General features: G+C 69.1%; 20 protein-coding genes. 14 read left to right on the forward strand and 6 right to left on the reverse strand.

Features of this window, described 5'->3' with window-relative positions; genetic code table 11:
- The first annotated feature begins 27 nt into the window (after nucleotides 1–27).
- From RTA_RS09355 to cuyA, 5 genes are read left to right on the forward strand one after another with little or no spacing between them, the layout of a single operon-like run.
- Nucleotides 28–1560, forward strand: coding sequence for an acyl-CoA carboxylase subunit beta (locus tag RTA_RS09355; protein ID WP_013901147.1), 1533 nt, complete (start codon nucleotides 28–30; stop codon nucleotides 1558–1560).
- Nucleotides 1561–1601: 41 nt separating this feature from the next.
- Entirely contained in the window at nucleotides 1602–2375 is a 774-nt protein-coding gene (locus RTA_RS09360; protein ID WP_226986136.1) for a YdcF family protein, read from the forward strand.
- Nucleotides 2376–2397: 22 nt separating this feature from the next.
- The gene (locus RTA_RS09365) at nucleotides 2398–4446 is read left to right on the forward strand and encodes an acetyl-CoA carboxylase biotin carboxylase subunit (protein ID WP_013901149.1); all 2049 of its coding nucleotides are present in this window, start codon (nucleotides 2398–2400) and stop codon (nucleotides 4444–4446) included.
- Nucleotides 4443–4946 (forward strand): VOC family protein, encoded by a 504-nt coding sequence (locus RTA_RS09370; RefSeq protein WP_013901150.1) that lies wholly within the window; start codon nucleotides 4443–4445, stop codon nucleotides 4944–4946. The genes RTA_RS09365 and RTA_RS09370 overlap by 4 nt, the downstream gene beginning before the upstream one ends.
- On the forward strand, nucleotides 4933–5973 hold the full coding sequence (gene cuyA, locus RTA_RS09375) for a D-cysteate sulfo-lyase (protein WP_013901151.1): 1041 nt from the start codon (nucleotides 4933–4935) through the stop codon (nucleotides 5971–5973). Before RTA_RS09370 ends, cuyA begins: the two co-directional genes overlap by 14 nt.
- Nucleotides 5974–5982: 9 nt before the next feature.
- Here the strand turns inward: cuyA and RTA_RS09380 are convergent, their stop codons facing one another.
- Nucleotides 5983–6870, reverse strand: a complete 888-nt coding sequence (locus RTA_RS09380; protein WP_013901152.1) for a LysR family transcriptional regulator — start codon at nucleotides 6868–6870, stop codon at nucleotides 5983–5985.
- Nucleotides 6871–6951: 81 nt separating this feature from the next.
- Here RTA_RS09380 and argC point away from each other — a divergent pair, with 81 nt between their 5' ends.
- Nucleotides 6952–7893, forward strand: coding sequence for an N-acetyl-gamma-glutamyl-phosphate reductase (gene argC / locus RTA_RS09385; RefSeq protein ID WP_049871262.1), 942 nt, complete (start codon nucleotides 6952–6954; stop codon nucleotides 7891–7893).
- Here the strand turns inward: argC and rsxB are convergent.
- The 3 genes from rsxB to RTA_RS09400 form a co-directional block, all read right to left on the reverse strand.
- Nucleotides 7844–8500: an electron transport complex subunit RsxB gene (rsxB, locus tag RTA_RS09390; protein WP_013901154.1), complete on the reverse strand. Its 657-nt coding sequence runs from the start codon at nucleotides 8498–8500 to the stop codon at nucleotides 7844–7846. The genes argC and rsxB overlap by 50 nt on opposite strands.
- Nucleotides 8497–9843, reverse strand: a complete 1347-nt coding sequence (locus tag RTA_RS09395) for a polyhydroxyalkanoate depolymerase (protein WP_013901155.1) — start codon at nucleotides 9841–9843, stop codon at nucleotides 8497–8499. The genes rsxB and RTA_RS09395 overlap by 4 nt, the downstream gene beginning before the upstream one ends.
- A 176-nt stretch (nucleotides 9844–10019) precedes the next feature.
- Complete coding sequence (locus tag RTA_RS09400; protein WP_013901156.1) at nucleotides 10020–11216, reverse strand: amino acid aminotransferase; 1197 nt, start codon at nucleotides 11214–11216, stop codon at nucleotides 10020–10022.
- 116 nt (nucleotides 11217–11332) lie between these two features.
- On the opposite strand from RTA_RS09400, the gene uvrB reads away from it, so the two are divergent.
- The 8 genes from uvrB (at nucleotide 11333) to fdx (ending at nucleotide 18989) form a co-directional block, all read left to right on the forward strand.
- The gene (gene uvrB / locus RTA_RS09405; protein ID WP_013901157.1) at nucleotides 11333–13438 is read left to right on the forward strand and encodes an excinuclease ABC subunit UvrB; all 2106 of its coding nucleotides are present in this window, start codon (nucleotides 11333–11335) and stop codon (nucleotides 13436–13438) included.
- A 262-nt stretch (nucleotides 13439–13700) separates the two neighbouring features.
- Complete coding sequence (gene iscR, locus RTA_RS09410; RefSeq protein ID WP_013901158.1) at nucleotides 13701–14237, forward strand: Fe-S cluster assembly transcriptional regulator IscR; 537 nt, start codon at nucleotides 13701–13703, stop codon at nucleotides 14235–14237.
- Nucleotides 14238–14293: 56 nt separating this feature from the next.
- Entirely contained in the window at nucleotides 14294–15520 is a 1227-nt protein-coding gene (locus tag RTA_RS09415) for an IscS subfamily cysteine desulfurase (protein ID WP_013901159.1), read from the forward strand.
- 30 nt (nucleotides 15521–15550) lie between these two features.
- Nucleotides 15551–15937 (forward strand): Fe-S cluster assembly scaffold IscU, encoded by a 387-nt coding sequence (gene iscU, locus RTA_RS09420; protein ID WP_013901160.1) that lies wholly within the window; start codon nucleotides 15551–15553, stop codon nucleotides 15935–15937.
- An 11-nt stretch (nucleotides 15938–15948) separates the two neighbouring features.
- Nucleotides 15949–16272 (forward strand): iron-sulfur cluster assembly protein IscA, encoded by a 324-nt coding sequence (gene iscA / locus RTA_RS09425; protein ID WP_041675264.1) that lies wholly within the window; start codon nucleotides 15949–15951, stop codon nucleotides 16270–16272.
- On the forward strand, nucleotides 16269–16787 hold the full coding sequence (gene hscB / locus RTA_RS09430) for a Fe-S protein assembly co-chaperone HscB (protein WP_013901162.1): 519 nt from the start codon (nucleotides 16269–16271) through the stop codon (nucleotides 16785–16787). Before iscA ends, hscB begins: the two co-directional genes overlap by 4 nt.
- Nucleotides 16788–16791: 4 nt before the next feature.
- Nucleotides 16792–18651, forward strand: a complete 1860-nt coding sequence (gene hscA / locus RTA_RS09435) for a Fe-S protein assembly chaperone HscA (protein WP_013901163.1) — start codon at nucleotides 16792–16794, stop codon at nucleotides 18649–18651.
- Entirely contained in the window at nucleotides 18651–18989 is a 339-nt protein-coding gene (gene fdx, locus RTA_RS09440; protein WP_013901164.1) for an ISC system 2Fe-2S type ferredoxin, read from the forward strand. Before hscA ends, fdx begins: the two co-directional genes overlap by 1 nt.
- Nucleotides 18990–19007: 18 nt before the next feature.
- Here the strand turns inward: fdx and RTA_RS09445 are convergent, their stop codons facing one another.
- Both RTA_RS09445 and RTA_RS09450 read right to left on the reverse strand, forming a co-directional pair.
- On the reverse strand, nucleotides 19008–19871 hold the full coding sequence (locus RTA_RS09445) for an isocitrate lyase/PEP mutase family protein (protein WP_013901165.1): 864 nt from the start codon (nucleotides 19869–19871) through the stop codon (nucleotides 19008–19010).
- 9 nt (nucleotides 19872–19880) lie between these two features.
- Nucleotides 19881–21218 (reverse strand): FAD-dependent oxidoreductase, encoded by a 1338-nt coding sequence (locus tag RTA_RS09450; RefSeq protein ID WP_041675266.1) that lies wholly within the window; start codon nucleotides 21216–21218, stop codon nucleotides 19881–19883.
- Between the last annotated feature and the right edge of the window lies 1 nt (nucleotide 21219).

The following is a 21219-nucleotide window of genomic DNA, read 5'->3' on the forward strand; positions in this document are numbered from 1 at the left end:
CACACAGAGCAACAACGAAAGACCTCCATGCAAGACATCCTGGAACAACTGGAGAAGAAGCGCGCCGCCGCGCGCCTGGGCGGCGGTCCCAAGCGCATCGAGGCCCAGCACGGCAAGGGCAAGCTCACGGCGCGCGAGCGCCTGGAGCTGCTGCTGGACGAGGGCACCTTCGAGGAATGGGACATGTTCGTGGAGCACCGCTGCCACGACTTCGGCATGGAGAAGAACAAGATCCCGGGCGACGGCGTGGTCACCGGCTACGGCATGATCAACGGCCGCCTGGTGTTCGTGTTCAGCCAGGACTTCACCGTCTTCGGCGGCGCGCTGTCGGAGGCGCATGCCGAGAAGATCTGCAAGGTGATGGACCAGGCCATGAAGGTGGGCGCACCGGTCATCGGCCTGAACGACTCGGGCGGCGCGCGCATCCAGGAAGGCGTGGCCTCGCTGGGCGGCTATGCCGACGTGTTCCAGAAGAACGTGCTGGCCTCGGGCGTGATCCCGCAGATCAGCATGATCATGGGCCCCTGCGCCGGCGGCGCGGTGTACTCGCCGGCCATGACCGACTTCATCTTCATGGTGAAGGACTCCAGCTACATGTTCGTCACCGGCCCCGAGGTGGTGAAGACGGTGACCCACGAGGAGGTGACGGCCGAGGAGCTGGGCGGCGCGTCCACGCACACCAGCAAGAGCGGCGTGGCCGACCTGGCTTTCGAGAACGACGTGGAGGCGCTGATCATGCTGCGGCGCCTGTACAACTACCTGCCGCTGAACAACCGCGAGAAGCCGCCGATCCGCCCCAGCAACGACCCGGTGGACCGCATGGACCACTCGCTGGACACGCTGGTGCCCGACAACCCGAACAAGCCGTACGACATGAAGGAGCTGATCGTCAAGACGGTGGACGACGGCGACTTCTTCGAACTGCAGCCCGAATACGCCAGGAACATCGTCATCGGCTTCGCACGCATGGAAGGCACGAGCGTGGGCATCGTGGCCAACCAGCCGCTGGTGCTGGCCGGCTGCCTGGACATCAAGAGCAGCATCAAGGCGGCGCGCTTCGTGCGCTTCTGCGACGCGTTCAACATCCCGGTCATCACCTTCGTCGACGTGCCCGGCTTCATGCCCGGCACCAGCCAGGAGTGGAGCGGCATCATCAAGCACGGCGCCAAGCTGCTGTACGCCTACGCCGAGTGCACCGTGCCCAAGGTCACGGTCATCACCCGCAAGGCCTATGGCGGCGCCTACGACGTGATGAGCTCCAAGCACCTGCGCGGCGACGTCAACTTCGCCTGGCCCAACGCCGAGATCGCGGTGATGGGCGCCAAGGGCGCGGTGGAGATCATCTTCCGCGAGGACAAGGGCGATCCCGCCAAGCTGGCCGCCCGCGAAGCCGAGTACAAGGCCCGCTTCGCCAACCCCTTCGTGGCGGGGGCCCGCGGCTTCATCGACGACGTGATCCTGCCGCACGAGACCCGCAAGCGAATCTGCCGCTCGCTGGTGATGCTGCGCGACAAGAAGCTGGACAACCCGTGGCGCAAGCACGGGAACATCCCGCTCTGACGGCCATGTCCCTGGCTTTGCGACTGCCTGCTCTGCCTGCCTTGCGGCCGGTCCTGTGCGCCGCCTCCGGCGCGCTGCTCGTGGCGGATGCAGTGTTCCTCATGGCCCAGCGGCTGTTCAGCGTCGGCGTGCTGCTGCCGCTGGTCCTGGGCATCGCTCTGCTGTTCCTCGGCCTGCGCTGGCAGGCGGCCCACCGCTGGCTGGCGGCCCGGCCGGGCCGGGCGCGTGCCTGGCGCTGGCTGCGCCTGGCGCTGCTGGCCTGGCTGGCCAGCCTGGCGGCGTTCTGGGCGGTGCTGGCCCAGGCCGGCGGTGCGGCAGCCGGCCAGGCGCCGCCGCCTGCCGCCATCCTGGTGCTGGGCTCGGGCACGCCGGGCGGCAAGGCTTCGCCCGTGCTCGCAGCCCGGCTCGAGCTGGCACTGAAGCAGGCGCGGCTGCATCCGGATGCGCTGGTGGTCGTCAGCGGCGGCATCGACTTCAACGAGACCGTCAGCGAGGGGCAGATCATGGGCGACTACCTGCGCGCGCGCGGGCTGGCCCCGCAGCGCATCCTGCAGGAGGAGAGGAGCACGAGCACGCAGGAGAACCTGCGGTTCAGCCAGCCTCTGCTGATGCAGCGCGGCGTGGCCGCGTCGGCCCCCATCCGCCTGGTGACCAGTGACTTCCATACCCTGCGCGCTGGGTGGATCGCGCGGCGCGCCGGCTACACGCAGGTGACGCCGCTGGGGGCGCCCACGCCGCTCTATGTCCGCTACAACGCCTGGCTGCGCGAGTATTTCGCCGTGGCCAGCGGCTTCATCCTGCGCGAGTTCGCGTAGCCGAACACAAGGAGAACAACCGATGTTCGACAAGATCCTCATCGCCAACCGCGGCGAGATCGCCTGCCGGGTGATCAAGACGGCCAGGAAGCTGGGCATCAGGACGGTGGCCGTCTACTCCGACGCCGACCGCGACGCGCGCCACGTGCGGATGGCCGACGAGGCGGTGCACATCGGCGCCGCGCCCTCGCGCGAGAGCTACCTGCAGGGCGACAGGATCATCGCCGCCTGCAGGCAGACCGGCGCGCAGGCGGTGCATCCCGGCTACGGCTTCCTGTCGGAGAACGAGGACTTCGCCCGGAAGGTGGAGGAGGAGGGCATCGTCTTCATCGGCCCCAAGCACTACTCCATCGCGGCCATGGGCGACAAGATCGCGTCCAAGAAGCTGGCCAACGAAGCCCGGGTCAACACCATCCCCGGCTGGAACGACGCCATCGAATCGGCCGAAGCAGCCGTGGCCATCGCCAGGGACATCGGCTATCCGGTGATGATCAAGGCCTCGGCCGGCGGCGGCGGCAAGGGCCTGCGGGTGGCGCACGACGACAAGGAGGCCTTCGAGGGGTTCACCTCCTGCCGCAACGAGGCGCGCAACAGCTTCGGCGACGACCGGGTGTTCATCGAGAAGTTCGTCGAGGAGCCGCGCCACATCGAGATCCAGGTGCTGGGCGACGCGCACGGCAACGTGATCTACCTGAACGAGCGCGAGTGCTCCATCCAGCGGCGCCACCAGAAGGTGATCGAGGAGGCGCCGTCGCCCTTCATCAGCGACGCCACGCGAAAGGCCATGGGCGAGCAGGCGGTGGCGCTGGCCAGGGCCGTGAAGTACCAGTCCGCCGGCACGGTGGAGTTCGTGGTCGGCAAGGACCAGTCGTTCTACTTCCTGGAGATGAACACCCGGCTGCAGGTGGAGCATCCGGTGACCGAGTGCATCACGGGCCTGGACCTGGTGGAGCTGATGATCCGCGTGGCGGCCGGCGAGAAGCTGCCGCTCACGCAGGCCCAGGTGCCGCGCAACGGCTGGGCCATCGAGTGCCGCATCAACGCCGAGGACCCCTTCCGCAACTTCCTACCGTCCACCGGCCGGCTGGTGCGTTTCCAGCCGCCCAAGGAGAGCATGTGGGCCGCCGACACCGGGCACCTGCAAGGCGTGCGCGTCGACACCGGCGTGACGGAGGGCGGCGAGATCCCGATGTACTACGACTCGATGATCGCCAAGCTCATCGTGCACGGCGTGGACCGCAAGGACGCCATCGCCCGGATGCGCGAGGCGCTCAACGGCTTCGTCATCCGCGGCATCAGCAGCAACGTGCCCTTCCAGGCGGCGCTGCTGGCCCATCCAAAGTTCGTCGCGGGCGACTTCAACACCGGCTTCATCGCGGAGCACTACGGCAAGGGCTTCCGCGCCGAGGACGTGGCGCACGACGACCCGGATTTCCTGGTGGCCCTGGCGGCCTACGTGCACCGGCGGGCGCTGCAGCGCTCGGCCGGCATCGCCGGCCAGATGCGCGGCCACGAGCTGCGGGTCGGCGAGGACTTCGTGGTGGTGCAGCTGGGCGAGGGCGGCCGGCACCGGCGCCAGCCGGTGAAGGTCACCGGTTTCGAAGCCAAGTCGGGCTCCAGCCGGGTCGTGGTCGGCGCGAAAGGCTACGAGATCTGCAGCCACTGGCACCTGGGCGGGGCCCGCATCCGCGGCACTGTCGGCGGCCGGCCCTTCACCGCCCAGGTGGAGCGCGGCCTGTCGTGCAACCCGCTGGCCATCGCCATCAGCCACGACGGCATGCGGCTGGAGGCGCTGGTGATGACGCCGCGCGCCGCCGAACTGCACGCGCTGATGCCTTACAAGGCGCCGCCGGACATGAGCCGCTTCCTGCTGTCGCCCATGCCGGGCCTGCTGGTCCATGTGGCGGTGCAGCCGGGGCAGAAGGTGCAGGCCGGCGAGCGGCTTGCCGTCATCGAGGCCATGAAGATGGAGAACGTGCTGTTCGCCGCGGCGGACGGCGTGGTGGGCAAGCTGCTGGCCGGCAAGGGCGAGTCCCTGGCCGTGGACCAGCCCATCCTGGAGTTCGAATGAGCGCGACGGGCAAGCCGTTCAAGGTGCTGGGCGTCCAGCAGATCGCCATCGGCGGGCCGGACAAGCAGCGCCTGAGAAGGCTCTGGGTCGACCTGTTCGGCCTGGAGGTGACCGGCACCTACACCAGCGAGCGCGAGAACGTGGACGAGGACATCTGCGCCCTGGGCGCGGGTGCCTTCAAGGTCGAGGTCGACCTGATGCAGCCGGTGGACCCGGACAAGAAGCCGGCGGTCCACGCCACACCCCTCAACCACGTGGGCCTGTGGGTGGACGACCTGCCCCGGGCGGTGGAATGGCTGGGCCGGCAGGGAGTGCGGTTCGCGCCGGGCGGCATCCGCCGCGGCGCGGCCGGCTTCGACATCACCTTCATCCATCCCAAGGGAAGCGAGGAGTCGCCCATAGGCGGCGAGGGCGTGCTGATCGAGCTGGTGCAGGCCCCGCCCGAGGTGGTGAGGGCCTTCGCCGCGCTCGCGGCACAATCGGGCCATGGACCTGTCTAGATTCCCCCGCCGGCGGTACACGCCCTTCGCCACTCCCCTGGAGTTCCTCCCCAACTTCAGCCGCGCCCTGGCGGCCACCTGCCCGGGCGGGCAGGGGCCCGAGGTCTGGATCAAGCGCGACGACATGCTGGGCCTGTTTCCCGGCGGCAACAAGACGCGCAAGCTGGAGTTCCTGGTCGCCGATGCCCTGGCGCAGGGGGCCGATACGCTGATCACCTGCGGCGCGCCGCAGTCCAACCACTGCCGCATCACCCTGGCCGCCGCGGTGAAGGAAAGCCTCAAGTGCCGCTTCGTCATCGAGGAGCGCGTGCCCGGCAGCTACAGCAAGGACGCCAGCGGCAACAACTTCATGTTCCGGCTGATGGGCGTGGAAGCGATCACCGTGGTGCCCGGCGGCAGCAACATGGCGGCCGAGATGCAGAAGGTGGCCGACGCGCTGGCCAAGGAAGGCCGCAAGGGCTACATCGTCCCCGGCGGCGGCTCCAACGCCCTGGGCGGCCTGGGCTACGTGGCCTGCGCCCAGGAGCTGCAGCAGCAGCTGTTCGAGCAGGGCCTGGCCCTGGACCACGTCGTCCTCGGCTCGGGCAGCTCGGGCACGCACGGCGGGATGGTGGCGGGTTTCCTGGGCAACCACATCCGCATCCCTATCACCGGCATCGGCGTCAGCCGCGACCCGGCCGACCAGGAGCCGCTGGTGCACAAGGAAGCCCAGGCCATCATGGACCTGCTGGGCCTGTCCATCCAGGTGCCGCGCGAGGCGGTGGTCAGCGTGGGCGGCTACTGGCAGCCCAAGTACTCGGTGCCCAACCAGCGCATGGTTGAAGCCGTGCAGCTGCTGGCACGCACCGAAGGCATCCCGCTGGACCCGGTGTACACCGGCAAGATCATGGCCGGGCTGATCGGCTTGGCGCGCCAGGGCCGCTTCAAGGCCGGCGAGAAGGTGCTGTTCCTGCACACCGGCGGCCTGCCGTCGCTGCACGCCTACGAGCGCGAGGTGCTGGGCGCCGAGCCCGTCACCGCCGCCTGACCGGCCGGCTCAGCGAGTCGCGCTGCTGTCCAGCAGCGCCTGCCGCACGTGGGCCGCGGGCCCGTCCTGCCCCTGCTCACGCATGGCCACGCCCAGCGCCCGCCACAGGGCGGGCGAGAGCGGCCGCGTGGTGATGCGCTCCTCCTGCAGTGGCTGCTCGGCCTCCTGTGGCAGCAGGGCGGCGCCGTAGCCCGCGGCCACCAGGGTGCGGATGGCGTCGTTGTAGTTCAGCTCGATGCGCGGCCGGCAGTGCAGCCCGGCGGCCGCAAACCATTCCGCCGTCAGCCGGAACAGGCGCGTGGAGGCATCGTTCAGTATCAGCGGGCGCTCGGCCAGCCAGCGCGGGGTGACGCGGCGCGGTGGCTTCCAGGCTGCGGGCAGGAAGGCCAGCACCGGGTCCCGCCGCAGCGGCGTGACGACCACGCCGCGCACCGACGCCTGGGGCAGGGCCACCACCGCCAGGTCCAGCGTGCCCGCGGCCAGCCGCGCCATGCTGTCGCCGGAGGTCAGGACCTGTACGTGCACGTCCAGCCCAGGCTGCTCCCGGCCCAGCCGCTCCAGCACCGGCGGCAGCTGGTGCGCGATGACGCCGGTGGAAGCACCGATGCGCACGCGCCCGGTCAGGCCGGCCAGCTGGCGGCGCACCTCGTCCTGCGCGTCGTCGGCCTCGGCCAGCAGCCGCCGGGCGCGCGCAATGAACCGCTCGCCCACCGCGGTCGACACGGCCGGACCGCGCCCGCGCCACAGCAGCTGCGCCCCCAGCCGGGTCTCCAGGTCGGCGATGTGGACGGTCACGGTGGGCGGCGCCAGTTGCAGCGCCTGCGCGGCGGCAGCCAGGGAGCCCAGGTCGGCGATCGCGACGAGGGTGCGCAGGTGGTCAAGGCTGAGTTCACGCATGCGCGCACTTTATCGTTTGTGAATCCCGGCTTTGAGAAATTCAGCTTGGCTGCAGCCGATGGCATGCCTAGCATGCGTTGCATGGACCCCATCCTCTTCATCGACGGCGACCAGGGCACCACCGGACTGGACCTGCAGCGGCGGCTGCTCGGCCAGCCCTTCCGCGTGCGCACCTTGCCGCCCGAGCAGCGCAAGGACCCGGACGCCCGACGCGACGCGCTCAACGGCTGCGACATCGCCGTGCTCTGCCTGCCGGACGCGGCAGCGCGCGAGGCGGTGGCTTGGGTGGACAACCCCGCCGTCCGCGTGCTCGACGCCAGTTCGGCGCACCGCACCGCGCCAGGCTGGGTGTACGGATTGCCCGAACTGGACACCCGGCAGCCGGCGTGCATCGCGGCCGCCACCCGCGTGAGCAATCCGGGCTGCTACCCGACGGCGGCCGTCGCGCTGCTGCGGCCGCTGCGCGATGCCGGCCTGCTGCCTGCCGACCTTCCGCTGGCGATCCATGCGGTTTCGGGCTACTCGGGACAGGGCCGTGCCGGCGTCGAGCGCTTCGAAGGCGGGGAGGCGGCCGCGACGGCCCTGCAGGTGTACGGCCTGGGCCTTGAGCACAAGCACGTGCCGGAGATCCAGCACCATGCAAGTCTGGCCGAGCGGCCCGTGTTCGTCCCGGCTTATGGCAACTATCGCCAGGGCATCGTGCTGACCATCGCGCTGCATCTGCGCCTGTTGGCCCCCGGCTCCACCGCCGCGCGACTGCACGACTGCCTGGCTGCGCACTACGCCGGCAGCGAGTTCATCGAGCTGCAGGCAGCGGGCGCGCCGGGCGAGCTGGACCCGCAGGCACTCAATGGCACCAACCGCATGCGGCTGACGGTGGCCGGCAACGACCGCACCGGTCAGGTGGTGCTGTGCGCCGTGCTGGACAACCTGGGCAAGGGGGCGGCCGGGGCGGCCGTGCAGAACCTGGCGCTCATGGCGCGGCACGTCGAGACTGGGCGCGTTCCAGGGCCTGCTGGATGATGGCGCGCTTGCGCTCGGCCTCGGCGCCTTCGGCACCGTGCGTGGTGGCCGGCAGGTCGGCCAGCTTGGCTTCGGCTTTTTCTTCAAGCCTTTTTTGCTGATCGCCGTCGTCGCGCTTGCTTCGATAGCTATGAAATTCATAGCGCTCCAGGGCCTGGGCGGCCTGGGCCGGTGACCAGGCCTGCCAGCCGGTGCGGCTGCCGCTGACGTTCTCCAGGCCGATGCAATCCACCGGGCACACCGGGATGCAAAGCTCGCAGCCGGTGCAGTACGGCTCGACCACGGTGTGCATGCGCTTGTTGCCGCCGAGGATGGCGTCGGTGGGACAGGCCTTCAGGCACAGGGTGCAGCCTATGCACCAGTCCTCGTCGATCACTGCCACCGTGCGCGGCCCTTCGGTCCCGTGCACCGGGTTGAGCGGCAGCAGCGGGCGTCCGGTGAGGGCGGCCAGGCGGGCAACGCCCTCGGCCCCGCCCGGCGGGCACTGATTGATGTCGGCCTCGCCGGCGGCGATGGCCTGTGCATAGCCCTCGCAGTCGGGGTAGCCGCAGCGCGTGCACTGCGTCTGCGGCAGGGCCGCGTGCAGGCGCCGCGCGAGCTCGTTCACGCCGTGGCGCGCGCCTTTCGGTCGGCGGCCTTGCTGGGCGCCGCAGCGGCGGCGCGCTTCCTGGGCGCGGCCGCCGGGCTCTCGTTGAACCTGGCGATGAAATCGCGCACCTGCGGGTACACCACGTCGCGCCAGCGGCGGCCGCTGAAGATGCCGTAGTGGCCCGCGCCCTTGACCTCGATGTGCTTCTGGCGCTCCTTGGGCACACCGACGCACAGCTCGTGCGCCGCCTCGGTCTGGCCGGCACCGGAGATGTCGTCCAGCTCGCCCTCCACCGTCAGGTGGGCGGTGGCGGTGATGTCCTGCGGCCGCACCGGCTCCAGCACGCCCTGCTCGTTGCGCACCTCCCAGCTGCCGTGCACCAGGCGGAACTCCTGGAACACGATCCGGATGGTTTCCAGGTAGTAGTCCGCATCCATGTCGAGCACGGCGTTGTACTCGTCGTAGAACTTGCGGTGCGCTTCGGCCGACGCGTCGTCGCCCCTGATCAGGTTCTTGAAGTAGTCGTAGTGGCTGGACAGGTGGCGGTCGGGGTTCATGGCCACGAAGCCGGTGTGCTGCAGGAAGCCGGGGTAGACGCGGCGGCCTTCACCGGGGAAGCTGCCGGGCACGCGGTAGATCACGTTGTTCTCGAACCACTCGTAGCTCTTGTTCATGGCCAGGTTGTTGACCGCGGTGGGCGATTTGCGCGCGTCGATCGGGCCGCCCATCATGGTCATGGTCAGCGGTGTGGTTTCGCCGCGCGAGGCCATCAGCGACACCGCCGCTAGCACCGGCACCGTGGGCTGGCAGACGCTGACCACGTGGCAGTTGCCATAGGCGCCCTGCAGGTACCGGATGAACTCCTGCACGTAGTTGACGTAGTCGTCCAGGTGGAACTCGCCCTGCGCCAGCGGCACCGTGCGGGCGTTCTTCCAGTCGGTGATGTAGACCTTGTGGTCCTGCAGCATGGCGCGCACCGTGTCGCGCAGCAGCGTGGCGTAGTGGCCGGACAGCGGCGCGACGATCAGCACCACCGGCTGGGCCTTGAGCTTGTCCAGCGTCGCGGGGTCGTCGGTGAAACGCTTGAAGCGGCGCAGCTCGCAGAACGGCTTGTCGACCTCCACCGTCTCGTGGATCACCACGTCGGTGCCGTCGGCCTGCACGGTCTTGATGCCGAACTCGGGCTTCTCGTAATCCTTCCACAGCCGGTACATCAACTCGTAGCTGGCCGAGACGCGCTGCGCCAGCGGGTTCTGGCCGAACGGGGAGAGCGGGTTGCTGTAGAGCTTGGCGGCCGCCTGGGCAAAGTCCGCGAAGGGTTCCATCAGCGAACGCTGGGCCTCATAGATCTGGTAAAGCATGGTCCAAAGTCCCTTGTTGTGCAGTGCAATATAGCAGCGCTCACCAAATTTGACATTCGTAGCATCCGCAGCCCTGCGGAAGGAAGTCACATGCGTGTGTGGGACGCCACCTCGGACCCGGGAGGTGCGAAAAAGCCGCCCCGGGGGCGGCTTGTCGTGGAAGCTGGCTCAGCCTCTCAGATGACCTTGGCGATCGATTGGCAGACGTAATCGATGTTCCTGCTGTTGAGCGCCGCCACGCACATGCGGCCGGTGTCCGTGCCATAGACGCCGAACTCGTTGCGCAGCCGGACCATCTGGTCCTTGGACAGGCCCGAGTAGCTGAACATGCCGATCTGCTGGGTGATGAAGCCCATGTCCTGCTTGACGCCGGCGGCCTTGAGTTTTTCCACCAGGGCCAGACGCATCTGCTTGATGCGCAGCCGCATGTCGCCCAGCTCCTTTTCCCACAGGGCGCGCAGCTCCGGGGTGCCCAGCACCGTGGCGACCACCATGCCGCCATGGATGGGCGGGTTGCTGTAATTGGTGCGGATCATGATCTTCAGCTGGGACAGCACCCGCCCCGCCTCGTCCTTGTCCTGGCAGCACACGGACAGGGCGCCCACCCGCTCGCCGTACAGGCTGAAGCTCTTGGAGAACGAGGTGGAGACGAAGAAATTCTGGCCGGAGGCCACGAACTTGGCGACCACCGCGCCGTCCTCGGCGATGCCATGGCCGAAGCCCTGGTAGGCCATGTCCAGGAAGGGCACCAGCTTCCTGGCCTTGACGGCGGCGATGACTTGATCCCATTGCTCGGCCGTGATGTCATAGCCGGTGGGGTTGTGGCAGCAGGCGTGCAGCACGACCACGGTGCCGGCGGGCGCCATCTGCAGCGCCGTGAGCATGCCGTCGAAGTCCAGGCCGCGCCTGGCCGCGTTGTAGTAGGGGTAGGTTTCGACCGGGAAGCCGGCCTGGGTGAACAGGGCCCGGTGGTTCTCCCAGCTGGGGTCGCTGATCAGCACCTTGGCGCCCGGATTGACGCGCTTGAGTAGGTCGGCGCCTATCTTCAGGCCGCCGGTGCCACCCAGGGCCTGCACGGTGGCGACACGGCCGCTCTTGACCGGTTGGCTCTCGGCCCCAAATACGAGGTTGCGCACGGCCTGGTCGTACGCGGCGATGCCGTCGATCGGCAGGTAGCCGCGGGGCTTGGGCGTTTCCATCATCTGTTTTTCGGCCCGCAGCACGCATTGCAGCAGGGGCAGCTTGCCGTCGTCGTCGTAGTAGACGCCGACGCCCAGGTTCACCTTGTTCGGGTTGACGTCGGTGTTGAACTGCTCGTTGAGACCCAGGATGGGGTCGCGCGGTGCCATTTCGACGGCGGAAAACAGAGACATGGGGATCCTTGGCAAGTGTGTCTGGGAGCGCGGGTCGCCGGGGCGCCAGGCTTGCGGTACCCTGTCCGGCTGCCCGCAATTTTAAGCCGCCGCCATCGGCCCATTTCCGAAGAGCCATGCCAGAAATCTCCGAAGTCACACAGGAACAGCAACCAGGCGAGTTCGTTACCTTCCCGGGCTCGCCGTTCGAGCTGTTCCTGCCGTACCCGCCGGCCGGCGACCAGCCCAAGGCCATCGAGAAGCTGGTGGAGGGGGTCCTCGACGGCGAGGTGTTCCAGACCCTGCTGGGCGTGACCGGCTCGGGCAAGACCTTCACCATGGCCAACGTGATCGCCCGCCTGGGCCGCCCAGCCATCGTGTTCGCGCCCAACAAGACCCTGGCGGCCCAGCTGTACAGCGAGTTCCGCGAGTTCTTCCCCAAGAACGCGGTGGAGTACTTCGTCAGCTACTACGACTACTACCAGCCCGAGGCCTACGTGCCGCAGCGCGACCTGTTCATCGAGAAGGACAGCTCGATCAACGAGCACATCGAGCAGATGCGCCTGTCGGCCACCAAGAGCGTGCTGGAGCGGCGCGACACGGTGATCGTCGCCACGGTGAGCGCGATCTACGGCATCGGCGCCCCGGAGGACTACACGCAGATGCGCTTCATCTGCCGGGTGGGGGACAAGATCGGCCAGCGCGACGTGATCAGCCAGCTGATCCGCATGCAGTACAACCGCAACGAGCAGGATTTCTCGCGCGGCACCTTCCGCGTGCGCGGCGACACCATCGACGTGTTCCCGGCCGAGCACAGCGAGCTGGCGATCCGGCTGGAGCTGTTCGACGACGAGATCGAGTCGCTGCAGCTGTTCGACCCGCTCACAGGCCGCATCCGCCAGAAGGTGCCGCGTTTCACCATCTACCCGTCCAGCCATTACGTGACGCCGCGCGAGAAGGTGGTCTCGGCCGTGGAGTCCATCAAGCTCGAGCTGAACCAGCGGCTGGCCGAGCTGGTGGGCATGGGCAAGCTGGTGGAAGCCCAGCGGCTGGAGCAGCGCACCCGCTTCGACCTGGAGATGCTCAGCGAGGTGGGGCACTGCAAGGGTATCGAGAACTACACCCGGCACCTCAGCGGCGCCCCTCCGGGCGCGCCGCCGTCCACGCTGACCGATTACCTGCCCAAGGACTCGCTGATGTTCCTGGACGAGAGCCACCAGATGATCGGCCAGCTGGGCGCCATGTACAACGGCGACCGCCAGCGCAAGACCACGCTGGTGGAGTACGGCTTCCGCCTGCCCTCGGCGCTGGACAACCGGCCGCTGAAGTTCGAGGAATTCGAGGCCCGCATGCGGCAGGTGATCTTCGTCTCGGCCACGCCCGCCGCCTACGAGCAGCAGCATGCCGGGCAGGTGGTCGAGCAGCTGGTGCGGCCCACCGGCCTGATCGACCCCGAGGTCGAGGTTCGTCCAGCTACCCATCAGGTGGACGACGTGCTGCAGGAGATCCGCATCCGGGTGGAGAAGAGCGAGCGGGTGCTGATCACCACGCTGACCAAGCGCATGGCCGAGCAGCTCACCGACTACCTGGCCGACAACGGCGCCAAGGTGCGCTACATGCACAGCGACATCGACACGGTCGAGCGGGTCGAGATCCTGCGCGACCTGCGGCTGGGCGCCTTCGACGTGCTGGTGGGCATCAACCTGCTGCGCGAGGGCCTGGACATTCCCGAGGTGTCGCTGGTGGCCATCCTGGACGCCGACAAGGAAGGTTTCCTGCGTGCCGAACGCTCGCTCATCCAGACCATCGGCCGGGCGGCGCGCAACCTCCATGGCAAGGCCATCCTGTACGCCGACCAGATGACCGAGTCGATGAAGAAGGCCATCGGCGAAACCGAGCGGCGCCGCGCCCGCCAGATCGCCCACAACCTCGAGCACGGCATCACGCCGCGCAGCATCAAGAAGCAGGTACGTGATCTCATCGACGGCGTCTACAGCGAGAAGACGGCCAAGGAGCAGGAGAAGCAGGAGCTGCAGCGCGCCCTGGCCGAGGACATGTCGGAAAAGGACGTGGCCAAGGAGATCAAGCGGCTGGAAAAGCAGATGCTCGAGCATGCGCGCAACCTCGAGTTCGAGAAGGCGGCGCGGGTGCGCGACCAGCTGGCCCTGCTCAAGGAGCAGGCCTTCGGCGCCGCCGGGCGCGAGAACGTCATCCCGATCCAGGCGGGCAAGCGCGGCAGCTAGCTTTTTCTCCCGGCGTGCTTGGCTTCGGCCGGCAAGGAACCATATGGTGACTGGCCGGTCTACTTACCCGAGCGTTTTCTTGGGTCTTCGGGTATACTTGACGGAAACGCTCAAGAACAGAACCAAAGAAGTAACGAACAAGCCGGCGGCCAAAGGCCGCGGCGAGGGCCGGCGGAAGCCGGAAACATGGGTGGAGACGGGCCTGCGGCGACAGGTGCCGCCCGGGCAGTTGAACGGTAAGCCAGCAAACAAGGAGCTTGCGATGCGTCTCACAACCAAAGGCCGTTTTGCGGTCACCGCGATGATCGACCTGGCCCTGCGCCAGAACAATGGTCCCGTCACCCTGGCGGCGATCAGCCAGCGCCAGCAGATTTCCCTGTCTTACCTGGAGCAGCTGTTCGGCAAGCTGCGCCGCCACGAGCTGGTGGAGTCCACCCGTGGCCCCGGCGGCGGCTACACCCTGGGCCGCAAGGCCTCGGAGATCACCGTGGCCGACATCATCGTCTCGGTGGACGAGCCCATCGATGCCACCCAGTGCGGCGGCAAGGAGAACTGCACCGGCGACGGCGGCCGCTGCATGACGCATGAGCTGTGGTCGGCGCTGAACCAGCGCATGGTCGAGTTCCTGGACTCGGTCACCCTGCAGAAGCTGGTGGACGACCAGCTGGCCAAGGGCGTGCAGATCGAGGACAAGCCGGCCGTCAAGCGGGCCATTTCCAGCGCCCCGGTGGTCAAGCCCATCCGCGTGAACGCGCCGAACTCGGTATTCGCCCTGGGCAACGTGCTGGCCAAGAGCTGAGGCCAGGCCTTTCCCCCCCTCAACAAGACGTCATCGCGAGCAGCAAGAAGCCAGCCATGGACATGACTCCCCACTTCCCCATCTACATGGACTACGGCGCGACCACGCCGGTGGACCCGCGCGTCGTCGACGCCATGATCCCCTGGTTGCGCGAGCACTTCGGCAACCCGGCGTCGCGCAGCCATGCCTGGGGCTGGGAAGCCGAGGAAGCGGTGGAAAAGGCGCGCCAGCAGGTGGCCGACCTGATCGGCGCCGATCCGCGCGAGATCGTCTGGACCTCCGGTGCCACCGAGTCCAACAACCTGGCGCTCAAGGGCGCCGCCCATTTCTACAAGACCAAGGGCAAGCACCTCATCACCGTCAAGACCGAGCACAAGGCGGTGCTGGACACCATGCGCGAGCTGGAGCGCCAGGGCTTCGAGGTGACCTACCTCGACGTGCAGGAAGACGGCCTGCTGGACCTGGAGAAGTTCAGGGCCGCGCTGCGGCCGGACACCATCCTGGCCAGCGTCATGTTCGTCAACAACGAGATCGGCGTGGTCCAGGACATCCCGGCGATCGGCGCCATGTGCCGCGAGCGGGGGATCATCTTCCACGTCGACGCGGCCCAGGCCACGGGCAAGGTGGAGATCGACGCCAAGACGCTGCCGGTCGACCTGATGAGCCTGGCCTCGCACAAGACCTACGGCCCCAAGGGCATAGGCGCGCTGTACGTGCGGCGCAAGCCGCGCGTGCGGCTGGAGGCGCAGATGCACGGCGGCGGCCACGAGCGCGGCATGCGCTCGGGCACCCTGCCCACGCACCAGATCGTGGGCATGGGCGAAGCCTTCCGCATCGCCCGCGAGGAGATGGCCCAGGACAACGCCAAGGCCGCCGCGCTGCAGAAGCGCCTGCTGGACGGCCTGAAGGACGTCGAGCAGGTGTTCATCAACGGCAGCATGTCGCCCGGCCGGCGCGTGCCGCAGAACCTGAACATGAGCTTCAACTTCGTCGAGGGCGAGTCGCTGATCATGGGCATCAAGGGCCTGGCCGTGTCGTCCGGCTCGGCCTGCACCTCGGCGTCGCTGGAACCCAGCTACGTGCTGCGCGCCCTGGGCCGCAGCGATGAACTGGCGCACAGCAGCCTGCGCATGACCATCGGCCGCTTCACGACCGAGGAAGAGATCGACTACGCCGTCACCACGATCAAGAAGAACGTGGCCAAGCTGCGTGAGCTCAGCCCCCTCTGGGAGATGTACCAGGACGGGGTGGACCTGAGCACCATCCAGTGGACGGCCCATTGAACGCATACAGAGGTTCGAGAGGAACACACCATGGCTTATTCCGAAAAGGTCGTTGACCACTACGAGAATCCGCGCAACGTCGGCTCCTTTGACAAGGGCGACGAGAGCGTGGGCACCGGCATGGTCGGTGCGCCGGCCTGCGGCGACGTGATGAAGCTGCAGATCAAGGTCAATCCCGCCACCGGCGTGATCGAGGACGCGCGCTTCAAGACCTATGGCTGCGGCTCGGCCATCGCGTCCAGCTCGCTGGTGACCGAATGGGTCAAGGGCAAGACGCTGGACGAGGCGGCCTCGCTGAAGAACAGCCAGATCGCCGAGGAACTGGCCCTGCCGCCGGTCAAGATCCATTGCTCCATCCTGGCCGAGGACGCGATCAAGGCCGCGGTCGAGGACTACAAGAAGAAGCGCACGCACTGATCGGCGGGTCCATGGCAGTGACATTGACCGAGGCGGCCGCCCGCCACGTGAACCGTTACCTGAGCAGGCGCGGCAAGGGCGTGGGCGTGCGGCTGGGCGTCAAGACCACCGGCTGCTCGGGCCTGGCCTACAAGCTCGAGTACGTCGACGAGGTTGCGCCCGAGGACATCGTGTTCGAGAACCATGGCGTCAAGGTCCTGATCGACCCCAAGAGCCTGGCTTACATCGACGGCACGCAGCTGGATTTCGTGCGCGAGGGCTTGAACGAGGGCTTCAAGTTCAACAACCCGAACGAGCGCGACCGCTGCGGCTGCGGCGAATCCTTCCGCGTGTGAACCTCCAGGCCAGCGACTTCGAGCTGTTCGGCCTGCCCGAGCGGTTCGCCCAGGACCGCCCGGCCATCGACGCGCGCTGGAAGGAACTGCAGCGCGAAGCGCACCCCGACCGTTTCGCCGCCCAGGGCGCCGCCGCCCAGCGGGTGGCCATGCAATGGTCGGTGCGCATCAACGAGGCCTACCGGCGCCTGAAGGATCCCCTTCAGCGCGCCGCCTACCTGTGCGAGCTGCGCGGCGCACCCATCGAGGCGGAGAGCAACACCGCCATGCCCGCGCAGTTCCTGATGGAGCAGATGGAATGGCGGGAGGCGCTGGACGAGGCCGATGGCGAGGCCGAACTGCAGGCGCTGCAGCGGCAGCTGCGCAGTGCGCGCGAGCAGGTGCTGCAGGCCATAGCACGCGCCCTGGACCAGCAAGGCGATGCCCGGGCTGCAGCCCAGCAGGTCAGGGCGCTGATGTTCATCGAGCGCTTTGCCCATGACGTCGAAGCGCGCTTCGACCAGCTGGGACAATAGCGGGATGGCGCTCCTTCAAATCTCCGAGCCGGGCCAGGCACCGGACCCGCACCAGCGGCGCATCGCCGTGGGCATCGACCTGGGCACCACGCATTCGCTGGTGGCCGCGGTGCGCAACGGCGTGGCCGAATGCCTGCCGGACGACCAAGGCCGGGTGATCCTGCCCTCGGTGGTGCGCTACCTGGAGGGCGGGCGCCGGCAGATCGGCCATGAGGCGCTGGCCGCGCAAGGCGAGGACGCGGAGAACACCATCGCTTCGGCCAAGCGCTTCATGGGGCGCGGCCTGGCCGACATCGCGGGCCGCGAGAAGCTGCCGTACCGCTTCGTGGACCAGCCCGGCATGGTGGCCCTGCAGACGCGTGCCGGCGTGAAGTCGCCGGTGGAGGTCAGCGCCGAGATCCTGGCCACGCTGCGCCAGCGCGCCGAGGACACCTTCGACGACGAGCTGTACGGCGCCGTGATCACGGTGCCGGCGTACTTCGACGACGCGCAGCGCCAGGCCACCAAGGACGCCGCGCAGCTGGCCGGCCTGAACGTGCTGCGCCTGATCAACGAGCCCACGGCCGCCGCCATCGCCTACGGTCTGGACAACGCCAGCGAAGGGGTCTACGCGGTCTACGACCTGGGCGGAGGCACCTTCGACATCTCCATCCTGCGCCTGGCGCGCGGCGTGTTCGAGGTGATCGCCACCGGCGGCGACTCGGCCCTGGGCGGCGACGACTACGACCGCGCGCTGGCCGACTTCCTGCTGGCGCAGACCGGCCTGCAGGTCCAGGGCCCCGCCGACAAGGCCGCCATCCAGCGCTGCGCCCGGGCCGCCAAGGAGGCCCTCTCGGCCGCGCAGTCCGTGCCCGTCGAAGTGAAGCTGACGGGCGCCGCGGCCCATGTGGAGGTCACGCGGTCCGATTTCGAGGCGGTCACCGCCGCGCTCACGGCCCGCACCATGGCCGCGGTCCGCAAGGCCCTGCGCGATGCGCGCCTGGGCAAGGACGAGATCCAGGGCGTGGTGCTGGTGGGCGGCTCCACCCGCATGCCGCAGGTGCGGCGTGCCGTGGCCGAGTTCTTCGGCCGCGAGCCGCTGACCAACCTCAATCCCGACGAGGTGGTGGCCCTGGGCGCCGCCATCCAGGCCAACCAGCTGGCCGGCAACAACGCCGCCGGCGACCTGCTGCTGCTCGACGTGATCCCGCTGTCGCTGGGCATCGAGACCATGGGCGGGCTGGTCGAGCGCATCGTGCCGCGCAACGAGACCATCCCCACCGCCAAGGCGCAGGACTTCACCACCTACCAGGACGGCCAGACCGCGCTGGCGCTGCACGTCGTGCAGGGCGAGCGCGACCTGGTGCAGGACTGCCGCAGCCTGGCGCGTTTCGAGCTGCGCGGCATCCCGCCGATGGCGGCCGGCGCGGCGCGCATCCGCGTGACCTTCACGGTGGATGCCGACGGCCTGCTGAGCGTGGGCGCGCGCGAGCAGGCCAGCGGCGTCGAGGCCCGCATCGACGTCAAGCCCTCGTACGGCCTGAGCGACGAGCAGGTGGCCCGGATGCTGCAGGACAGCTTCGCCACTGCCGAACAGGACATCCGCGCGCGCGCCCTGGCCGAAGCCAGGGTCGATGCCGACCGGCTGCTGCTGGCCACGCGCAGCGCGCTGGAGGCCGATGGCCACCTGCTGGCGCCGGCGGACCGGCAGGCCATCGCGCAGGCGATGGACCGGCTGCAAGGCGCGGTGGCGCAGGCCCAGGAGGCGGCAGCCATCGAAGCCGCCACCGAGGCACTGGCCAAATCCACGGAAGGCTTCGCCGCCGAGCGCATGAACCACAGCATCCAGAAGGCCCTGGCCGGCCGCAACGTGGAGACCCTGTAGTGGCCGTCATCAAGATCCTGCCGCACCCCGAGTACTGCCCGCAGGGCGCGCGAGTCGAGGCGGCCGCCGGCACGTCCATCTGCGAGGCCCTGCTGGACAACGACATCAGGATCGAGCATGCCTGCGACATGAGCTGCGCCTGCACCACCTGCCACGTCATCGTGCGCGAGGGCTTCAACTCGCTGGGCGAGATGGACGAGAGCGAGGAGGACCTGCTGGACCGCGCCTGGGGCCTGGAGCCGAACTCCCGCCTGTCCTGCCAGGCCATCGTCGCGCAGCAGGACCTGACGGTGGAGATCCCGCGCTACTCCATCAACCACGCCAAGGAAAACCACTGAGCGCGGCTGCGCCGGCATTCAGCCGCCGTACCGTCTGCCCGCTTCCAGCAGCTCGGGCGTGCCTATCACCGCATTGAGGCCCTCGAAATCCAGCATGTGGCCGCGCAGGCCGGCGGTCGAGCCCTCGCGCAGCAGCGTCGCGTAGTAGGTCTGCAGGCCGTGCGCCACGGCCCGCGCCGTTCCGCCGGGGAAGATGACGATGCGAAAGCCCAGCGCGCCCAGGTCGTCCACCCCCAGCACCGGCGACTTGCCGCCCTCGACCATGTTGGCCAGCAACGGCACGCGCCCGGCGAAGCGGGCGCAGGCGGTGCGCATCTGGTCGGTGCTGCGCAAGGCCTCGATGAACAAGGCGTCCACGCCGCAGGCCAGGTAGCGCTCGGCCCGCTCCAGCGCCGCGTCCACCCCCTCGACCGCGACCGCGTCGGTGCGCGCCAGGATCAGCGTGTCGCTGCTGCGCCGGGCGTCGAGGGCGGCGCGCAGCTTGCCGCACATCTCGTCCACGGGGATCACGGTCTTGCCGTCCAGATGGCCGCAGCGCTTGGGGAAGCCCTGGTCCTCCAGCTGGATCATGGCGGCGCCGGCGCGCTCGAAGTCACGCACCGTGCGCTGGGTGTTGAGCGCGTTGCCGAAGCCGGTGTCGGCGTCCACGATCACGGGCAGCGCGACCCGGTCGCAGATGGCCCCCAGGGTCTGCGCGACCTCCGTGGCGGTGGTCAGGCCGACGTCGGAGCGCCCCAGCCGGGTGTAGGCGATGGAGGCGCCCGACAGGTACAGCGCGCGGAAACCGGCTTGTTCGGCCAGCAGCGCGGTCAACGCGTCGTACACGCCGGGAGCGAGCAGGGGGCCGGGCGCGGCCAGCAGGGTCTTGAGGGAAGGGGTCATGGCGGAAAATCAGGTGCGCAGCTGCGCTGAAAGGGTCCGGGCCGCGATCCAGCCGCCGGCCACGGCACTCAGCAAGCCGTTGCCCGACAGGTAGCCCCAGACCGCGTTGCCGCTGACGCCACGTGCGGCGCCGCCCGCGGCCAGCAGATTGGGAAACACACTGCCGTCCGGCCGCCGCACGCGGCAGCCCGCGTCGATGTCCAGACCGCCTTGGGTGTGGAACAGCGCGCCGGTCACCCGGACGGCGTGGAACGGCGGGCCCAGGCGCTCCAGTTCGGGGGCCAGTCCGCCGGCGGTGCAGCCGATGATGGCGGCCAGGGCCTGGCGGTCGGCGGCCGTGCGCAGCGCGCCGGCGGCTTCGGCCTCGCGAAAGTCGGGGAACTCCCGGGCCAGGGCGAGTTGCCGGTCGCCGAACACGTTCCAGGCCGTGCCGCCGGGCTGGCGCAGCACCTCGACCGCGGCTTCGGAGTAGCCGCGGGTCTCGTCGTGGAAGCGGCGGCCGTGCGCATTCAGCTGCACGCCGCCCTGCATCATCACGGCCCAGGTCATCAGCGCCCCCTGGGGCACCACCCAGGAGCCATGGCCCTGGTAGCCGCCCAGGTCGGCCAGCCCGGCGCCGATGTCCCGGCCCCAGAGAAGAGCGCTGCCGTCATTGCCGGCATGGCCGGCGAAGATCGCGTCGCGCATGGACGGCAGCAGTTCGCCCACCAGCGCCGGGTTGCCGCCGAAGCCGTTGCAGCACAGCAGCAGGGCTTCGCAGGCCACCTGTTCGCGACGGCCGTCCGGGCGCTCAAAACCCACTCCCAAGACCCGGTCGCCGGCGTCCAGCCACAGCTCGGTCACCAGCGAGGAGGTGATCAGGTCGCAGCCCGCCGCCTGCGCGGCCCGCTGCAGCGCCGCCATCAACGCGGCGCCGGTGCGCTGCGGCAGGGTGTGCATGCGGTGCACGCTGTGTCCCGGATAGAGGAAGCCGTCCAGCACCTCGAAGGCCAGCCCGTGCGCCGCCAGCGACTCGATCGCGGCGGCGCTGGCCTCGGCGTAGGCGCGCACCAGGTGCGGCGCGGCCGTGCCGTCGGTCTTGGCCAGGACGTCCTGGGCGAATCGCGCGGGGCTGTCGGCGATGCCCTGGGCCCGCTGCATCCGCGTCCCGGCCGCCGGGATGAAGCCGGAGGACAGGGCGGTCGAACCGCCGGGCGCGGCGTCGCGCTCCAGCAGCAGGCAGTCGATGCCCGCGTCGCGCAGCGCCAGGGCCGCGGTCAGGCCGCCGGCGCCGGCGCCGACGATCGCCACCGGCACCTGCACCGGGGCGGCCAGCCGGTCGGCGCGGACGACGCGGGGCGCAGCCATG

Origin of the sequence: Ramlibacter tataouinensis TTB310 (assembly GCF_000215705.1) — a bacterium.
Classification (GTDB): Bacteria; Pseudomonadota; Gammaproteobacteria; order Burkholderiales; family Burkholderiaceae_C; genus Ramlibacter; species Ramlibacter tataouinensis.

What these genes read in the sequence shown, in the direction of transcription:
- RTA_RS09395 (WP_013901155.1), bottom strand. Translation starts at nt 9,843, where the DNA reads ATGCTTTACCAGATCTATGAGGCCCAGCGTTCGCTGATGGAACCCTTC.
- iscU (WP_013901160.1), top strand. Translation starts at nt 15,551, where the DNA reads ATGGCTTATTCCGAAAAGGTCGTTGACCACTACGAGAATCCGCGCAAC.
- hscA (WP_013901163.1), top strand. Translation starts at nt 16,792, where the DNA reads ATGGCGCTCCTTCAAATCTCCGAGCCGGGCCAGGCACCGGACCCGCAC.
- RTA_RS09355 (WP_013901147.1), top strand. Translation starts at nt 28, where the DNA reads ATGCAAGACATCCTGGAACAACTGGAGAAGAAGCGCGCCGCCGCGCGC.
- uvrB (WP_013901157.1), top strand. Translation starts at nt 11,333, where the DNA reads ATGCCAGAAATCTCCGAAGTCACACAGGAACAGCAACCAGGCGAGTTC.
- RTA_RS09400 (WP_013901156.1), bottom strand. Translation starts at nt 11,216, where the DNA reads ATGTCTCTGTTTTCCGCCGTCGAAATGGCACCGCGCGACCCCATCCTG.
- RTA_RS09380 (WP_013901152.1), bottom strand. Translation starts at nt 6,870, where the DNA reads ATGCGTGAACTCAGCCTTGACCACCTGCGCACCCTCGTCGCGATCGCC.
- cuyA (WP_013901151.1), top strand. Translation starts at nt 4,933, where the DNA reads ATGGACCTGTCTAGATTCCCCCGCCGGCGGTACACGCCCTTCGCCACT.
- RTA_RS09445 (WP_013901165.1), bottom strand. Translation starts at nt 19,871, where the DNA reads ATGACCCCTTCCCTCAAGACCCTGCTGGCCGCGCCCGGCCCCCTGCTC.
- RTA_RS09365 (WP_013901149.1), top strand. Translation starts at nt 2,398, where the DNA reads ATGTTCGACAAGATCCTCATCGCCAACCGCGGCGAGATCGCCTGCCGG.
- iscA (WP_041675264.1), top strand. Translation starts at nt 15,949, where the DNA reads ATGGCAGTGACATTGACCGAGGCGGCCGCCCGCCACGTGAACCGTTAC.
- RTA_RS09415 (WP_013901159.1), top strand. Translation starts at nt 14,294, where the DNA reads ATGGACATGACTCCCCACTTCCCCATCTACATGGACTACGGCGCGACC.
- argC (WP_049871262.1), top strand. Translation starts at nt 6,952, where the DNA reads ATGGACCCCATCCTCTTCATCGACGGCGACCAGGGCACCACCGGACTG.
- RTA_RS09370 (WP_013901150.1), top strand. Translation starts at nt 4,443, where the DNA reads ATGAGCGCGACGGGCAAGCCGTTCAAGGTGCTGGGCGTCCAGCAGATC.
- RTA_RS09450 (WP_041675266.1), bottom strand. Translation starts at nt 21,218, where the DNA reads ATGGCTGCGCCCCGCGTCGTCCGCGCCGACCGGCTGGCCGCCCCGGTG.
- iscR (WP_013901158.1), top strand. Translation starts at nt 13,701, where the DNA reads ATGCGTCTCACAACCAAAGGCCGTTTTGCGGTCACCGCGATGATCGAC.